The organism is Sphingobacterium sp. E70 (assembly GCF_019285695.1).
GTDB classification, from domain to species: Bacteria; Bacteroidota; Bacteroidia; order Sphingobacteriales; family Sphingobacteriaceae; genus Sphingobacterium; species Sphingobacterium detergens.
In genome coordinates this window covers 5,722,374-5,738,272 of the sequence record NZ_CP079104.1, presented here as the reverse complement: position 1 = coordinate 5,738,272, position 15,899 = coordinate 5,722,374, and the positions used below count along the sequence as shown (strand labels likewise).

Here is a 15,899-nt window from a genome sequence, read left to right as displayed (position 1 = left end):
CGCAGGAAGATAGCACTGCAACCTATCATGTCCATTTGTTTATAATGGTATTTTTTTTTGCATCGGTTTTCCTCACTCTTTCTATATTTTTAAACGGCCATTAACATTATCTATGGCTCCTATTAACATCCCTGTTGAACAAAAGTTCAAGAAACAAAGGATAAATTACGTCTCCAGAAAGTTAAAAATTGCCTTGCCGACCAATATTTATATTGAAATTCGTTTTTTATTCTTTGACTTTTCGCATATTAGCCATTAAAAAGGAAACTATTCAAGCAAGCACAATCTATTAAATACCAATAAATTATGGAGAGACCTTATAGGGGCATCGCAACTCTGCACGAAACCCCAAGTGGATATCATATCGCCGTCCCGGCAAAAAAACATTTACCTATTGTTATTATCTTTAGTTTGTGGCTGGTCGGTTGGATACTATCTATTATTTCTGTTAGCTCGTTGCTCGAAGATTTTTACGGCACCATAAATGGAAGTTTGGGCATCGAGGGTATGTTTATTATGGTATGGTTGGCCTTTTGGATAGCTGGTGGTTTATTTGTGATGAAAACTTTAATCTGGTACTTAATTGGACAGGAGATCATAATAATAGATCACGAACAAATAAGTATTGCTAGAAAAAATGATTTACTCTTCAGACAGAAGATATATGATCTACGGGAAGCAAAGAGATTTCACGTTGAGGAAGAACCTTTGAGTTTGTTTTTTGGGTCGACGCAATGATTTAGGCGTCTTTAGGAACAGAGGCACTATCCGATTTGATTATGGTTTGAAAACCATAAAATTTGCGAATGATATGGATGAAGCTGAAGCAAAACATATCCTGGAAAAACTAAGATCATCGGGGTATCTGACAGCCGCTAATTTTAATTAGATAGATATTCGAACAAAATCAATTTAAAAATCTAATCATTAAATTATATGGACTTAAGGGCGATAGAAAAAAACTATGAGAGAATGTCGGATAGCAAACTTATCGAAGTTATTACTACAAATGCACAGGGAATTCAGCCGGAGGTATTCGGAATCATAGAAAATGAAATTAGAAAGCGTAATCTCGACCCAAATCTTTTAAATGCAGTAATATCTCAAAATGAACACCATTCTCTAGAAGATATCTACCGTCATTCGGAACTACTGCGAGATTTGCCTTGCCCAATCTGTGACAATAGTCGAGATAAATTAAATGGAACGGTCTGCTACACTATCAAAAGCATTATAATTACCACATTTACCGCAACGAAGATAGTCATTGCTTGTCCGGATTGTTTGGATAAGCAAAATAGAAAAGCCATCATCTCATGTTCGCTCTTGGGCTGGTGGGGAATTCCTTTTGGCATACTGAAAACTCCAGTATACATTTACAGAAACTTAAAAGCAAAGGATGAAAATAGAACTAGCGATTCAAATGGCGCGCTCCTCTCATTTACGGCTGAGCATATCGGCCAAATAAAAGCTTTCGAAAATAATCCTGAAAAATTGAAGAACCTAATTAGAGATATGAAATATCTAGGCTTTTAACATATTTCAAAGCGAATCATAAAGTGCGCCCGCAGCTGCTTGAAGCAAATTTGGACTGATCCTTTCCTTAAAATTAGGCTCGATATATTCAAATCGTATCTCCCCTTTTTGTTCAAGATAAATACTGATGGAACAGGAAGTAACATATCGGTATTTTTCCCACCACTTGTCTCGGGCAAAAATTTATGGTAGGCTATCGGCGCCTTAAATACAATTCCCATTTTTTTCGCCAACGACAGATCTGCATCTGATAGCAAAGTATATGTCAAATGCGCTTTGTCAATACTGGATTGAAGATTCCCGGTTTATCCGTACTGACTGCAATAACCTGGTATCCTAATCCAATCAATTTTTTTCGATCTCCTGTAGGCCTGAAAGCTGCAGGTTGCAATACGGACACCATCCACCCCGGTAAAATACCAATATGGTTGGTTTTTGAGAAATTGCTTTTCCTATGTCGATGGCGCCACCCTTGACATCTGTCAATTCTTGGGTATCATTTCTCCGATCAGCAGAGGGCTGATATCTTCAGCTTTTGCAGGATATTCCTGTGGATCTTGCTTGTTGGGTTGCGCTTGAGCAGAATTAATCATAAAAAAGCTATCCCAAATAGAGTAATTATTATTTTTCGCATTGTTTGTTCATATTTTAATCTTGTTACTATTTATCCCTGAACGCAGAAATCGTATCTCCAGCATGCTGTTTGAAAAAGCGGCTGAAATGCGCTGGACTGATAAACCCCAATTGATAAGCTATCTCCTTGGCTGACCTATCCGTATAATTCAGGTAACGTTTGGCTTCTAGCATAATCCTCTTTTGTATAAGACTTGAAGGAGAAGGGAATTTCAATAAAGAAAAGACATTAGCAAGTGTCTTGGGCGATTTATTGAGCTCCCCTGCGTAAAAACGAACTTCATGTTCGGTTTTAAAATTACATTCAAAAGAAGATTGAATTTTCGTATCAGATCCAATTTTTCATCGGTAAGCAGTGCATTACCAGCGGTCTGTTTTCTGGCTAGACGGGTGACACTGATAATAACCCGCTTGAGCAGCGTACGCAACATCTCGTTTTGCATCCGATCCCTAACCTGCATATCCGTTTCGCAAAACTGTCCTGTCAGCTGTATATCATCAATGTCCTGTTGCGAGAGCCCTATAAACATGGGATTGCTGATACCGTAAAACAGAAAGCCCACACAACCTACCTCCGCATCATGGTCAACAATACAGTAGAATTCCCGATTAAACTGCCAGGCGACCAATTGTTCAGGTGTTCGAATCTAAAATTTTGGTTGGCCATCAATGGGAGTACAGTGTTCTTTGGAAAGGTATATTGTACCTCATCTATAAATGCCAGCTGATCTTCCTGAAAATTAAATACAATCGAATTTATCGTGCTGTCACGTAAAATTCCTGCATGGGTAAGTATTGACTTATCATTGCCAACCACAAAAGTTCCATTGGTCTTTTCGTTTACATATTCTAATTTCATCCTCTTCCTTTTGAACGTATCCAGTGGTATAAATTTAGTAAAGAATTATCCGGATTAAGCAATAAATGGACAGGCTTATCAATCTGAAAGAAACCCGTCCATTCAGTATATCTTAGTTAAGCGTAACCTTTACAATCTGCGGCAAAGTAGTAAATACATTTGGATTAGGTACCTCTTGAATGGATTTACTTTCCCCGAGGGACATACCTGAAAGATCAATCCGAATATTTGCCCCAGGATATTGGTCCCTTTTCGTCCCATTGTCATACAGAGATACCTCATCCGACACATCGCCCTTTCTTGTGGCATCGATACCATTACCCTTCGTAGCATAAAACCAGTCATTACTCAATCCGTACATGGTGGCGATCGCAATCCTATCCCCTTTTTCGATATCCAATTGCTGCATAACCTTACCTCCATTAGCATTGCCAATCTTTGGAAGAAGAACAGTACTCACTGACTCTTTTAGTACATAAACTTTCTTAACACCGGATTTGGACTGGAGTTTTGCTGCAAGTATGTCGGCATTGCCGGTCTGTGCCAGATCACTTAGTCCCTCCGCTCTGTCCTTCTCTCCTACTTTATAAAAGGGTTTTCATTACCCTTATAAACAACAACGAGTACTGGAGAAAGTGGCGTAAAAATCCCAGTCATTCCACGAAGGTGTGCAGACATCATAGCATTGTCACCCATCTCGGCAATATTCGTAAGTCCATTTGCTGTGGGTTTACCTTTGGTATAAATCGGCATTTTTTCAAGGATATCTCCCCCTGGAGCATAGGAAACGGTCCACACTCCGGGACTAAAAGGTGTTTCATTAGCTGTACCACCACTCTTATTTTCGATCGTTAGCTTAAATTTAGAATCGCCCTGATAAGAAAGAGTCGCTTTCATCAATTGGGACGCGGGCAGGTACATATTTCCTTGGGCATCGCTTCCGTTTACTTCGGTTATATTGCCAGGACTTGGCTCAGCTGTTCCGGGTGCACAACCTTTATGCCTGGCGCTTGATTGACCCGCGTTCCATTATCCCACAATTTGATCTGGGCGGATAGATCTCCAGTCACAGGAGTTCCGTCTGCTTTATAGAGGGTTATGCCCGGATTTTCAGGCGCGAAGAAAAGGTCATTGCTCCAACCGTACATCGTTGCGAAAGAAAGTGCCTGCCCTGCGCCGGCATAAAACTCTATACTAATGGACTGTCCAGGGAAAATCACTGGAGGAGTACCTGTTCCCATAAAAGTTCCCGACTCGACGAGTGGCTTGGCATCCAAAACATTTTCTATGGTAATCGTATTGGACTGTACCTGTGGTATCATATCATCGTCGCTGCATGAAGCAAGCATGGCAATACCACATCCAAAGCAAAGAGCGTACGTTGCTGTCTGTCTAATTTTTTTGATTGAGCTCATAATTGTTTTATTTAAGATCTACAACAACAAAATTAGCTTCAACAATAGATTCGGGAAATATCGTCATTTCCCGAAGGCTTGTCCAGACTTCCCGAATTATAGCTACTTTATGTCTATGACAAATGCACAGGACCTAGATCCCTAAACCCGATTCAATTTGTAAGGAAAGACTTTGCCCGATGCCCATTGAGCAACATATAAATTTTCATCATCATCCACACATACATCGTGGGGATGAGCGAATATTTTATCTTGCTGTTGGATGAGCTGAAGTTTGCCATCTTTATAAATAGGTTCGGTTCCTCCAATATTACTAACTACTTTATTTTTTTTTGCTTAGGATCGTTACGAAACCGGAATTCTCGACATTCATATTCGGAGAACGCAGAACAGCTGCATAAAGATTATCTCCTTTTATTACGGGTCTACAAACTCCTGCACCAGGTAAACTTATGATCTCGATTAGCTTACCCGTCGTATCAAACCGCTTAAAGCAGTTTCTGGCCCTATCTGTTACTAAAAGCGATTTCTTGCCATTTCGTTGGTCAAAACAAATTCCGTGTGCATTATCCAAAAAGGAATCACCTTCACCTCTACCTCCAAAATGATTTTTTAATTTACCATTACTATCATAGTGCAAAATATGCTGAGCGCCATATCCGTCGGCAATAAAGATGTCTCCGTTACTATCAATTGCAGTTTCTGTTGGTATAAATTCTTCTTTTTTACTATATAAGCCAATGCCCAACGGCGCATCGATAGTCAAAAGTATCTTACCGTTAAGGTCAACCTTGTAAACCTGGTGTCTCTCATTATCTGTAATATATAGAAATTCCGTCCCATTTTCATCATGAATGGTCAGGCCATGGCCACCTGGAAATTCATGCCCCCAACTTTCAAGAACCCGACCATCCTTATTAAAAATAATGATATTATTTTTGGTTTCATTGGTCAATAACAACAACCTTCCTTTTTTATCTTGCACCATTTCATGACAGTCTTTTACGGTCAGATTGGGTGAATGTTTTGTTGCCCAGCTTTTATCCAAGGTATATTTCATGTTATTGTGGCCATACTGCATTTCTTTGGGTCTTGCAAAAGATCTTTCATGATGATAAGCCCCCTGCCAGTAAACTGGATCTCTGGATAAATGTTTTTCTATTCATGTTTAAATGAGACTATAAATTACTTTAATACTATTTCATCAACAAAAAGCCATGGTGGGTTTCCTGTTCCAGCGAATCCTTCAGGAATTTTGGCATAATGTTAGTTTTTAATCGGATAACACTTACTTTTAGATCTGGCAGATTACAAGTAACCATTCTCTTCTTTCTCATTTTATCTGCTTTTTCCAAATCTACTGTTACCTTATTCAACAACTTCATATTTGAAGTGTCTGCTCCACCCCAAACCTCTATGTAGTGAGGTGGGTAGATATGTTGGTTATACTCCTGTTTAATACTTAATGCAAGAAAATTCAATTTTATTGGAGTATCAAAGAATATACTCGCTGAAAGTTCATTTCCCTGGAATCCGAGCCATTTGCCGTCAGCATGATTATTCCCTCCGCTCTCAAGATCAAAAAAACTTTGTTCTTTCCTAGCTTTATATAGTCGGTTTGGTTTACTCTCTAAATTTACTTTGTTGGGTATAATAAACGCAGCATAAAATTCTTGGCTAACTTCATTACTGGGTAACCAGCCATCTTTAATTGCTTTGACGCGTAATCTCACATCTTTCTGAATTCGAATGGGTGATTTGTAAATTGATGCTGTAGTACTATCGGGGTTACTTCCATCCAACGTATACCGCAACTGTACGCCACTCACTGGGTGACTTAGCGATAGCAGCATTTCTTTTGAAAGAAACTTCTTGCGGGACTAATTTTCGGAACTGTTAAGGCTAATTTCTGATGCTCATCAAATTTAATTCCTGCATCAACTCTCAACTTTGGAAAGGCTTTTCGGATTGCATCCAATTCATCCAGTTTTACCGCGGTATTCCAAACATAGGCTTTTCGAAGGTTTGGCATTTTTGCAAGTTTCTCCAAACCGCTTTTATTTACCTGAGTACCAATTAAGCTGATATTCTTTAAACTTGCAATAGCACTTAACGATTGAACATCCTCATTCGACAATTTTGTATTATTCAGATTCAAGGTGCCCAAGTTTTTAAATTTCCCTAAGGTTTGAATATCCTCTTTCTTTATGGGTATTCCGCTTAGGTTAAGAGAGACTACTTGTTCAGCAATCGGAAGGATTTCTGATAAAGATTGACTTTTAAAAAAATCCTTTCCATAAAAATTAACATCCAATGCCGGAGAGCCAGCATCTAAAGGATGAATAATTCGATAAGGTGTTATTAATTTTTTGATTTCATCTTCGTCCGCTGCCGCAAATTCATAATTTTGAGTTCCTTGAAATCCGTAAACGGATTTTGCAGATTGAACTAATGTATCTTGTTCGCTAAAGGTCGCTAGAGGCACATTAAATTTTCCTCCGCTTTTAACCCACGCTCTTAACAGCGCTATTTCATCAATGGTCAGCTGTGGTTTACCTTTAGGAGGCATACGATGTTGATTTTCGATATCCAACAACAAACGTTCAATCATCAAACTATTCATTGGGTTTCCAGCAATGAATAGCTTACCATTTTTTCCTCCCTTTAATATCGCTGTTGAATCAGACAAAATGAGACCGCCCTTAGGTTTGTTGGAGTTATGACAACCCATGCATTTGGCTTGGAAAATTGGTAGGACTGCATCTTCAAAAACCATTGCATTTTCGACATCAAGTGCTCTCGATTCCTTGCTAATTAGAGGACTGCTTATGAAATCTTCGCCATGAGTGAGTGCCGCACCAAAGTGTCCGACCATTAACAATAAAATCATGGTTATATTAATTCCAACAACAAAGACCGGGTGATAATCTTTATTTTTCCTGAACCTCAAATAACCCAGAAGCCCAAGTGAAAGTATTGAAAGAAGCACACCACCATATTTATGCCAGTCATAATTGCTCCCTTCAAATCCGCCCTCTTTCGAAAGCATCAGCCCCATAATTACAGTAATTGCCGTCAATAAAGAACTGATGAACAATAATATGTTGATAATAGATTGAATCGCTGGGACTTCCTTTTTCAATCTATTTCTAAACAAAAATATTAGCCAGGAAATAATTAGCAATACGATAGGAAAATGCAATAGTAAGGGATGCATCCTACCGATAACCTGAAGAAAAACAGGAACTTCTATTTTTTCTTCAAAGATTAAGAAGAACACAATAAAGCTATTTAAGCCAAGTAGAATATTGAAATGCGAATTTTTTAAAGTCATCTAACGTTTCTATTTAGGCGAGAATATCTTTGACAACGTTTCCAGCAACATCGGTAAGACGATATCGTCGACCAAGGTGTTTATAGGTTAATTTTTCGTGATCTATGCCCAATGTGTGGAGAATAGTAGCATGGAAGTCGTGCACATGAACAGGATTCTTCACGATATTGTAGCCCAATTCGTCGGTTTCTCCATAGACTATGCCTGGTTTGATCCCACCTCCAGCCATCCAGATACTGAAACAGCGCGGATGGTGATCTCGCCCATAATTATCCACGGTAAGCCCACCTTGGCAATAATTTGTTCTTCCAAATTCACCGCCCCAAATCACGAGCGTTTCATCCAGCAGACCTCGTTGTTTCAAATCGGTAATTAATGCGGCGGATGCTTGATCTACATCTTTTGCCTGTAGTGCCATTTCGTTTGGTAGTCCACCATGCTGGTCCCATCCCTGATGGTACAATTGTACAAATCGAACACCATTTTCAGATAATTTCCGAGCAAGCAAACAGTTGGCGGCATAGGTGCCTGGAACTAAACATTCTGCCCCATACATTTTGATAATATGATCCGGTTCTTTTGAAAGATCAGTTACCTCCGGAACAGAGGTCTGCATTCGATAAGCCATTTCATATTGTTGTACTTTAGCTGTAATTTCAGGATCACCGAAGGTTTCATATTGCATACCGTTGAGTTCAGCAAGCTTATCCAATAATTTTCTTCTGCTTATTTTATCTGTGCCTTCTGGGTTATTCAAATAAAGAACAGGATCTGGCCCTCCCATAAATTGAACCCCTTGATGAACTGAATCCAGAAATCCATTCGTCCATAGCTTGGAATATACGCCTTGACCATTTCCTTTTCCTTTGGAGACAAGTACGCAAAAGCCAGGTAGATTTTGATTTTCACTTCCTAATCCATAACTCAACCAGGCCCCATACTCGCTCTACTGCCTTGCTGAGATCCGGTTTGAAAAAAGTAATCGCCGGATCATGGTTAATAGCATCTGTATGCATTGATCTGATTATACATAAATCATCTACTACCTTGGCCATATATGGAAACAGACTACTCACCCATGCCCTGCTTTGCCCGTATTGAGCAAAATCAAAATACGAACCGACAAGGGGAAATTTCGCCTGACCAGCAGTCATCCCTGTAAGCCTTTGATTCCCACGAATAGAAGCCGGAAGGTCTTGTCCCATCATTTCTCTCAATCTTGGCTTATGATCGAATGACTCCAACTGAGAGACGCCTCCAGACTGAAAAAGGTAAATGACACGCTTTGCTTTGGGAGCAAAATGCGGCAAGGCCTTTTCAAATTCCTCCTGACTTCCGGGTTTTCCGGAGAAAAGATCAGGAATCAACAGCGCTCCCAATGCTACACTCCCAATACCAATACTTAAACTAGAAAGAAATTGTCTACGATTTTGAAATAACTGTGCTTCTCGCACTTCTTTTTCAAAATTGGAATCTAGCTTCTTTTTCATAACAATCAATTTAAAGTCTTCTTTACCTGTTCATTTACCCTTTAGTCAATGTTTCTTCCAAATTATATATGGCATGCACCACTGACATTAATGCTGCTAGCTTTTCCTTTGGAATACGATCGTCGAGCGGAGCCTCTCCAACACGAAGAAATGCTTTTGCATCATCTTTTCTTTTGCTGAAGCGATCTATTTCCTCGCTATAATATTGGTTCAGCAGCTTCAGTTCATTTTCTGTTGCATCGCGACATAATACGCGTTTAAAAGCTGTTTTTATATAATCGGATTGCGGCTTATTTGGGGCACTATTAATTAAGTGTGTTGAATACACTCGTGCAGCCTCCAATACTGCTGGATCATTCATCATAACCAAAGCTTGCAAAGGGGTATTTGTCCTTGTTCGTTGCACCTGACATGCATCCCGATTACTCGCATCAAAAATCAACATATTAGGTGGCGGTAAAGTCAGCTTAAAAACACATACAATCCTCTCCTGTATAAGTCTTTGCCATGGTCCTGTACGTATTGGGCCAACGTGCCCCGCCCTGAGCTGCTAACCTCCCAGATGCCATCAGGCTGATAAGGTTTGATACTCGGCCCACCGATAGTCTTGTTTAACAGACCACTAGTCGCTAAAACTTGATCTCTAATCATCTGGGCAGGTAATCGCAAGCGTTTTGCCCGTGCCAGATAAATGTTATCCGGATCTTTTTCTAGGTGCTTGGTTGTAATTTGAGATGACTGTTTATAAGTTGCCGTACTGACCAATTGTTTGATTAATCTTTTACATTCCATCCGTTTTTCTGGAAATCCAGCGCTAACCAATCCAATAATTCGGGGTGACTGGGCAGATCACCCTGGTTACCAAAATCAGCGACTGAAGCGACCAATCCACGACCAAAAATCATGGCCCAAATTTGATTGACAAACACACGCGAGGTAAGTGGATTTCTGTCACTAAATGTCCATTGTGCCAATCCTAAACGGTTTGAAACATATTTTTGCTATCAAATGGTAGAATAGCTTCTGGTGTCTGCGGATATACCCGCTCTCCTGGGGCATCGTAAACACCTCTATCAAGAACATACGTTGGTCTGACGGTATCACGCTCGCCCATTACAGAGACAGACACCTCTGCGTCATCATCCAATTTGTTTATAAAGTTTAATATTCCTTTAACGTCCTCTTTTGTGACTGTCAATCGTGGTGTTTTCGAAGGCCCAGAGTTTACAAGTCCTTCTAGGCCTTTCTCCAAAGAGTTATTAAAAAGGCATACATCCCATAATAATTTTTCTGGGTAAAGGGATCATATTTATGATCATGGCACTGCGCACACTCCATTGTAATTCCCAATATACCTTTTGCATAAGTGTTTGTTTTATCGAGTCCATAAGCAACTCGATATTCCTCATCAACAACACCACCTTCCTCAGTGATCTTATGATTCCGATTAAATGCTGTTGCTAAGAGTTGCTCTTTAGACGGATTAGGCAATAAATCTCCCGCTAATTGCCAAGTAACAAACTGGTCATAAGGCATGTTTTTATTGAAAGCATGAATAACCCAATCCCGCCATGGCCATTGTGTCCGGATATCATCATCTTGGTATCCATACGAGTCTGCGTACCGGGCAACATCCATCCAGTGAAGCGCCATTTGTTCGCCATATGCTTTAGACGCCATTAAATCATCTATCAGCCGATCGTAAGCCTTATTCGATTTATCATTAAGAAATCGCTCCATGACCTTTTCCTCAGGAGGCAAACCTGTTAGATCGAGGCTCACTCTACGCAATAAACGGTTTTTATCTGCCTCAGGATTAGGCTTAAAACCAGCCTTAACCATCTTGTCCAATACAAATCTATCAATTTCGCCATTTCCCCACTCTATCTCACTCGCTTTTGGCATTTCGGGCTTTACCGGAACAGTAAATGCCCAGTGTGGTTTATATACAGCACCTTGTTTGATCCATTGTTCAATAAGTTCGATTTCGAAATTAGTTAAGGGAAGATTAGCGGCAATCGGAGGCATACGAATCGACTCATCTTTTGTTGTAATTCTCAAAAAGCTTCACTGATATGTGGTTTACCTGGAACAATCGCATGCTTATCAGGACTTTCCGATAATGCTTTATAGGCCCCTTCTTTAGTATCTAGGCGCAACCCTCCTTCCCTTGTATTGTTATCGGGACCGTGACACGCAAAACATTTATCAGAAAGAATAGGCTTGATGTGGTAATTATAATCCACAAACTTCGGTAAAACATTGGTGCCAGAACTTGAAGTTGAGGATTCTGAACTCGGCTACACATCGTTAACAAAGAAATTATGATCGCTAAACTACCCAAAACTGAGATGATTACCCATGAGTTGTTTTTAGAAAAAAAGATCTTCTAGTCATCATACTTTAGTTTAAATCTTAAGACACAAAACAAACAGCCGCTTGAATAATGTCTAATATGTGTTATCTATTTATATTGGTTATTATTAGTTTAATGGATTATTATACACATCTGATATTCCATTACCCTAATTCGTGTTTTTTTCTTTATTACTACCTGTGAATGGCCGTATATCGGAAACTATAAAACTTAATTTCAAGAACTTACTATATAAAAGTTACACTACTTAAGTGTTGAATTTGTAATTCATGCTATCGAATATTATAATAATATTGCTATAAAACATCTCCAATGCTTAATTATGGTATGAAATAGAACGTTTTTTATTTAAGTTTAGGCTAATATAAACATCCGCTACTATATATCCAAACAAATAAGTCTATATGTATACACATATAAGCTTGGTGATAAGCAAAGGATTTGGATTTTAACTAGCGAAGCCCCCGCGAAACTATTGATCAGCGACCTCAGCTTTCTGGTCATTTAAAAGTGTTTGTTGTAGTTCCGGGGCATTTGGAGCAGATGTACCCCTCAGAGAGTTTCTTATGTGTTCTTTTGTCAACTCCATGCGATCGCATCACTGACTATATGGTGTATCTGAGTACCGATCTTACCATCTATCAGCACATCGGTGAAATTAGGCAGCGTGTATCATTGGACAGAAAACAATGCAAAGAATCGGAGGCATTGAAGAAATTACCAGATCTTAAAATCTGTTGGTTTTCTCAATATCTAGGAGATTTATGATTCGTTACGCTGTATTTATTATCCGTTAAGACTTTACAATTATCTGTGACTAAACGAAATTGAATAAATCATTGAGATGATCGAAGTGATTACTTTAGTCTCATTTAGCCAGAGATATTCATAATTGTTTGTGATGTCTTCTTCCCTTACTCCGCATTTCGACTGTCAGTACTAGGGATTAAAAATCCGCCTCATCATGAATATGGGGGCGGATAAAGAAATTGTGAGCATTTTTCATATTTTCTTTAGTAGAGGCATTCCAAAACCTGCTGTGGATGGTGGGATCAGTTTGCCGTTCTGGATCTTGTAGCCTGAAAGATCAACGTCGTCCGACGTACTCGCTACCCCTCTATTGTAACCGTATTGCCAAGCCCTCCTGCCAGATGTGCCGTATAGTAGGATTTAAGCAGCGAGCCCCATGCATGCGGTGAAGCCTGCGCACCCATTTTCTTCAATTGCGGCATCAATCTTCTCCAGTTCGTGAAGCCCAATCCCTCGATATCTGTAAGGTGCACATCCAATAGTTTCTTTTCAAAGAGTTCCTTGAGTAGCGCTGGATTGGGATCTGCTTCACCATCTGCCAACAAAGTATTTATTCCCGTGGCGTTGATGTAATTTCTCAGTTTTTGATAGTCGGCAACGGTTTCATGAAAGGGTTCTTCTATCCAAAATAAATTGACCAATGGAATACCCTTTAGATATTGGATGAATTGATCTACTGTAAAACCATTGTTCCCATCTACTAAAATGCCACAATTAGGGAAGGCTTTGGCCACGGCATTGGTTACCTCAATATCGCGCTGGAGTCCCTCCTTGAACGGCATCCATTTGTGTCCCCGCCCAATCTTTAGTTTAAATTGTCTATACCCTATTCCATAATCATATCTGCACTCTTCCAGAATCCGGTCTATACCCGCAGGCTTTTCAGATGGCTCCAAGTCATCGAAATAGATCATCCCACTATAATAGTCCGTGGTATACGGCTTCTCGCGGCCAAGTAGTTCATACACTGGTTTCTGCAAGATTACTCCCGCAAGGTCATGAAGGGCAATATCAAATGCGATGTGCCTATCATTCAAAATGCCCATATTGGAAGCAAAAAGTTCAGATACTTTTTACCGATGAGTTCCTTTTCTATCTGCTTAGCATCTTTTCTGGATCCTCGTAAAGAAGCCCACCCCATAGCACCTTTGTCTGTTTTGATAACACAGATTTCCACATTGGGGCCATAGCCATGCAGATCCAGTCGAGCATTTTTCCCTACGAGGCGGGGATATTTCATTTGAACGGTTGAATATTTTATTTCCTGTATCCGGTGATACGAAAGTTCCTTCTCATGGAAGTTACTGTTCAAGATAGCTGTTAATGACATGGCATTTCCTACACCATGATATAATGCTGTGGATGCAATGCCTAAATTTAAGGCCTGTAAAAATGTTCTTCTTTTCATTTTTGATTTATTTTATTTTTATTTGATTCTAATTGATTTTTCCTTACTTATATTGCTAGCACTAGTCCTTATTGGCTCATCAAGCTTTCACAAAATATTGTTTGCGAGCAATTAGCGATTGAATTGCCTATTTTAAATCTTTATTGGTTATTCGATGTTTTCTCAATTATTATGAGGCATTATTTAAAGTTTTACAGTAGTTTTTGAAAAGTACATTAAAAACAAAAATTTAAGTAGCATTTCTGTTTCAATTTGTTGTCAAATTTTATCATTATAACACAAGTAATCAACCGATTAAACCTGTAATATCAACAGTTGTAACTATATGGATTTTGGTGTCAATATTGGGAACCAAGAGGAATAAAACTTCTGTTTAAGAACGTATCTAATATTGCATTTAATAGAACTTCTCTAAGAAATCGAGGTGAAGATATCTGGTCAGGAAATTTTCGGGTGCACAAAATTTAAAAGGAGATTAAAACTTGCCCTATGCTAAGAAGTAATAAAAAACTAAAACATAAATTCGAATGCATATTTAGGGATTTAATTCCATAAGATATGAGGGCAATCAGCACAAATACCTGCTATAAATTAAAATGTAGGAGTTCTAATTGTCGAATGACTTTTTAGGGAAATTAAAAAGAACGATATGGAAAATTATAGTAATATCATAAAACTCAACTCATCTAATAGAAGTGTATTCAACGCCTTAAGCAATGATATTCCACGATGGTGGACAGAGATGTTTGAAGGTGTATCAGATCAAGAGGGGAAGTCTTTCACCATCCATTTCGGGAACATGTATTCAAACAATTTAAAGTACATGAACTTACTCCTAACACAAAAGTGGTATGGTACGTAGAAGATTCTTTTTAGATATTCCGGGATTAGAAAATAAAAGGGAATGGATTGGAACAACAATCATTTGGGAAATAGCCGAAAAGGACAATGGTGTAGAATTACACCTTACCCATATTGGTTTACATCCTGAAATTGAATGTTATCAGGTTTGCTCCGATGGATGGAAACAATTTACTGTCAGCCTAAAATCATTCATTGAAACAGGTATAGGTTTTCCTTTTATAAATCAAAAAGTAAAATAATTGAAGTAATACTAACTGTCTTCAATTTTCAGTTCTTATTTTACTGCGATCATCCGTTAGTTTTACCATATTATAACATAACTAAAAATATTTCTGCTGATAACAACACTGGCAATTATTGGATCGTAATCGTGAACTCTCTCTCCATAATGAAATTGGTAGTGATTACTCTTTTTAATGGATGAATAATATCGCAGGAATATTTTTAAATACCTTTCCAAAACATTTTACCTATCGAAATGTTACTCCAAAAAATATCAATATCATCCAAAAAAGTAAATCGGTTGAATTTGTAAATAATAAAAAGACTAAAAAGATGGCTTATAATAGTGAACTTGTTAATCGGGTGCGTGAAAGACTTTCAATAGAAGAAAATATTGAAGTTGAGGAAAAGAAAATGTTCAGCGGATTATCGTTTCTTGTAAATGGGAAAATGTGTATTAATATTAGCCACGACAATCTAATGTGCCGTTATAGCGCTGAACTGGAGGATGAGGTTTCGGAAAAAAAGGGCTTTTTGCCAATGATTATGAAAGGAAAACAGCTCAAAGGGTATTGTTACGTAGAACCTCATGGTTTTCAAAAATCTGATGATTTTGAATACTGGATTAAAATATGTCTTGATTATAATCCGTCAGCAAAAGCTTCGAAAAAGAGCATTGAAGAATCTCGTTTTGAAAGAAAAGCAAAGTAGTTTATCTTGACTTTATGGCTTCGTGCTACCCATACGGCAGCTTCGTAATTAGCAGCATTAAGCTATTGAATTACTCCTAATTTCTAGGCACAAGTATAATTGAGCATATTTCTGGCAATTGATCGCCGCTAACTTCAGCTAATGAAAGCTTAAGTTTTACATTGTTTTCACCCATTAGTCGCTGGTCTATTTCTAAAACCATGATATCTGTTATACAAAATGGAGTGTACCAGTGCTTGT

24 protein-coding genes and 1 pseudogene are annotated in these 15,899 nt (G+C 38.6%); 6 read left to right on the top strand and 19 right to left on the bottom strand.

The window, feature by feature from the left end:
* Window positions 1-306 precede the first annotated feature (306 nt).
* Both KUH03_RS40975 and KUH03_RS40970 read left to right on the top strand, forming a co-directional pair.
* The gene (locus KUH03_RS40975; RefSeq protein WP_257090334.1) at window positions 307-738 is read left to right on the top strand and encodes a hypothetical protein; all 432 of its coding nucleotides are present in this window, start codon (window positions 307-309) and stop codon (window positions 736-738) included.
* 198 nt (window positions 739-936) lie between these two features.
* Window positions 937-1,536 carry a hypothetical protein gene (locus KUH03_RS40970; RefSeq protein WP_257090333.1) on the top strand — a complete coding sequence of 200 codons (600 nt, stop codon included), beginning with the start codon at window positions 937-939 and terminating at the stop codon, window positions 1,534-1,536.
* Between the two features lie 345 nt (window positions 1,537-1,881).
* Here KUH03_RS40970 and KUH03_RS40965 read toward each other — a convergent pair whose 3' ends face one another.
* From KUH03_RS40965 to KUH03_RS40890, 17 genes and pseudogenes are all read right to left on the bottom strand, one after another.
* Window positions 1,882-2,022 carry a redoxin domain-containing protein gene (locus KUH03_RS40965; RefSeq protein WP_257090332.1) on the bottom strand — a complete coding sequence of 47 codons (141 nt, stop codon included), beginning with the start codon at window positions 2,020-2,022 and terminating at the stop codon, window positions 1,882-1,884.
* Window positions 2,023-2,196: 174 nt separating this feature from the next.
* Window positions 2,197-2,385, bottom strand: a complete 189-nt coding sequence (locus tag KUH03_RS40960) for an AraC family transcriptional regulator (RefSeq protein ID WP_257090331.1) — start codon at window positions 2,383-2,385, stop codon at window positions 2,197-2,199.
* A complete protein-coding gene (locus tag KUH03_RS40955; protein ID WP_257090330.1) occupies window positions 2,382-2,798 on the bottom strand; it encodes a hypothetical protein in 417 nt (138 codons plus the stop codon). Before KUH03_RS40955 ends, KUH03_RS40960 begins: the two co-directional genes overlap by 4 nt.
* Window positions 2,738-3,028, bottom strand: coding sequence for a hypothetical protein (locus KUH03_RS40950; protein WP_257090329.1), 291 nt, complete (start codon window positions 3,026-3,028; stop codon window positions 2,738-2,740). Before KUH03_RS40950 ends, KUH03_RS40955 begins: the two co-directional genes overlap by 61 nt.
* A 112-nt stretch (window positions 3,029-3,140) precedes the next feature.
* Complete coding sequence (locus KUH03_RS40945) at window positions 3,141-3,551, bottom strand: spondin domain-containing protein (RefSeq protein WP_257097807.1); 411 nt, start codon at window positions 3,549-3,551, stop codon at window positions 3,141-3,143.
* 56 nt (window positions 3,552-3,607) lie between these two features.
* A complete protein-coding gene (locus KUH03_RS40940) occupies window positions 3,608-3,949 on the bottom strand; it encodes a hypothetical protein (RefSeq protein ID WP_257090328.1) in 342 nt (113 codons plus the stop codon).
* A 32-nt stretch (window positions 3,950-3,981) separates the two neighbouring features.
* On the bottom strand, window positions 3,982-4,443 hold the full coding sequence (locus tag KUH03_RS40935; RefSeq protein WP_257090327.1) for a spondin domain-containing protein: 462 nt from the start codon (window positions 4,441-4,443) through the stop codon (window positions 3,982-3,984).
* A gap of 141 nt (window positions 4,444-4,584) precedes the next feature.
* On the bottom strand, window positions 4,585-4,689 hold the full coding sequence (locus KUH03_RS49950) for a hypothetical protein (protein ID WP_373564899.1): 105 nt from the start codon (window positions 4,687-4,689) through the stop codon (window positions 4,585-4,587).
* Between the two features lie 76 nt (window positions 4,690-4,765).
* Window positions 4,766-5,503 (bottom strand): hypothetical protein, encoded by a 738-nt coding sequence (locus KUH03_RS40930; protein ID WP_257090325.1) that lies wholly within the window; start codon window positions 5,501-5,503, stop codon window positions 4,766-4,768.
* A gap of 136 nt (window positions 5,504-5,639) precedes the next feature.
* Entirely contained in the window at window positions 5,640-6,296 is a 657-nt protein-coding gene (locus KUH03_RS40925; RefSeq protein WP_257090324.1) for an FN3 associated domain-containing protein, read from the bottom strand.
* Window positions 6,281-7,777, bottom strand: coding sequence for a c-type cytochrome domain-containing protein (locus KUH03_RS40920; protein ID WP_257090323.1), 1,497 nt, complete (start codon window positions 7,775-7,777; stop codon window positions 6,281-6,283). The genes KUH03_RS40925 and KUH03_RS40920 overlap by 16 nt, the downstream gene beginning before the upstream one ends.
* Before the next feature lie 13 nt (window positions 7,778-7,790).
* On the bottom strand, window positions 7,791-8,705 hold the full coding sequence (locus KUH03_RS40915; RefSeq protein WP_257090322.1) for a DUF1501 domain-containing protein: 915 nt from the start codon (window positions 8,703-8,705) through the stop codon (window positions 7,791-7,793).
* Window positions 8,683-9,267 carry a DUF1501 domain-containing protein gene (locus KUH03_RS40910; protein ID WP_257090321.1) on the bottom strand — a complete coding sequence of 195 codons (585 nt, stop codon included), beginning with the start codon at window positions 9,265-9,267 and terminating at the stop codon, window positions 8,683-8,685. The genes KUH03_RS40915 and KUH03_RS40910 overlap by 23 nt, the downstream gene beginning before the upstream one ends.
* A gap of 34 nt (window positions 9,268-9,301) precedes the next feature.
* Window positions 9,302-10,196, bottom strand: a pseudogene (locus KUH03_RS40905) (DUF1553 domain-containing protein).
* A gap of 47 nt (window positions 10,197-10,243) precedes the next feature.
* On the bottom strand, window positions 10,244-10,519 hold the full coding sequence (locus tag KUH03_RS40900) for a hypothetical protein (protein ID WP_257090320.1): 276 nt from the start codon (window positions 10,517-10,519) through the stop codon (window positions 10,244-10,246).
* Window positions 10,504-11,328, bottom strand: a complete 825-nt coding sequence (locus KUH03_RS40895) for a DUF1549 domain-containing protein (protein WP_257090319.1) — start codon at window positions 11,326-11,328, stop codon at window positions 10,504-10,506. The genes KUH03_RS40900 and KUH03_RS40895 overlap by 16 nt, the downstream gene beginning before the upstream one ends.
* Window positions 11,325-11,513, bottom strand: a complete 189-nt coding sequence (locus KUH03_RS40890; RefSeq protein ID WP_257090318.1) for a c-type cytochrome domain-containing protein — start codon at window positions 11,511-11,513, stop codon at window positions 11,325-11,327. Before KUH03_RS40890 ends, KUH03_RS40895 begins: the two co-directional genes overlap by 4 nt.
* A gap of 641 nt (window positions 11,514-12,154) precedes the next feature.
* Here KUH03_RS40890 and KUH03_RS40885 point away from each other — a divergent pair.
* Window positions 12,155-12,412, top strand: coding sequence for a hypothetical protein (locus tag KUH03_RS40885; RefSeq protein WP_257090317.1), 258 nt, complete (start codon window positions 12,155-12,157; stop codon window positions 12,410-12,412).
* Window positions 12,413-12,753: 341 nt separating this feature from the next.
* Here the strand turns inward: KUH03_RS40885 and KUH03_RS40880 are convergent, their stop codons facing one another.
* The gene (locus KUH03_RS40880) at window positions 12,754-13,500 is read right to left on the bottom strand and encodes an enolase C-terminal domain-like protein (protein ID WP_257090316.1); all 747 of its coding nucleotides are present in this window, start codon (window positions 13,498-13,500) and stop codon (window positions 12,754-12,756) included.
* The gene (locus KUH03_RS40875) at window positions 13,488-13,862 is read right to left on the bottom strand and encodes a hypothetical protein (protein WP_257090315.1); all 375 of its coding nucleotides are present in this window, start codon (window positions 13,860-13,862) and stop codon (window positions 13,488-13,490) included. Before KUH03_RS40875 ends, KUH03_RS40880 begins: the two co-directional genes overlap by 13 nt.
* Before the next feature lie 649 nt (window positions 13,863-14,511).
* Here KUH03_RS40875 and KUH03_RS40870 point away from each other — a divergent pair.
* The 3 genes from KUH03_RS40870 (at window position 14,512) to KUH03_RS40860 (ending at window position 15,659) form a co-directional block, all read left to right on the top strand.
* On the top strand, window positions 14,512-14,724 hold the full coding sequence (locus KUH03_RS40870; RefSeq protein ID WP_257090314.1) for a hypothetical protein: 213 nt from the start codon (window positions 14,512-14,514) through the stop codon (window positions 14,722-14,724).
* Window positions 14,714-14,965, top strand: a complete 252-nt coding sequence (locus tag KUH03_RS40865) for a hypothetical protein (protein WP_257090313.1) — start codon at window positions 14,714-14,716, stop codon at window positions 14,963-14,965. Before KUH03_RS40870 ends, KUH03_RS40865 begins: the two co-directional genes overlap by 11 nt.
* A 181-nt stretch (window positions 14,966-15,146) precedes the next feature.
* Window positions 15,147-15,659 (top strand): TfoX/Sxy family protein, encoded by a 513-nt coding sequence (locus tag KUH03_RS40860; RefSeq protein WP_257090312.1) that lies wholly within the window; start codon window positions 15,147-15,149, stop codon window positions 15,657-15,659.
* Window positions 15,660-15,899 lie beyond the last annotated feature (240 nt).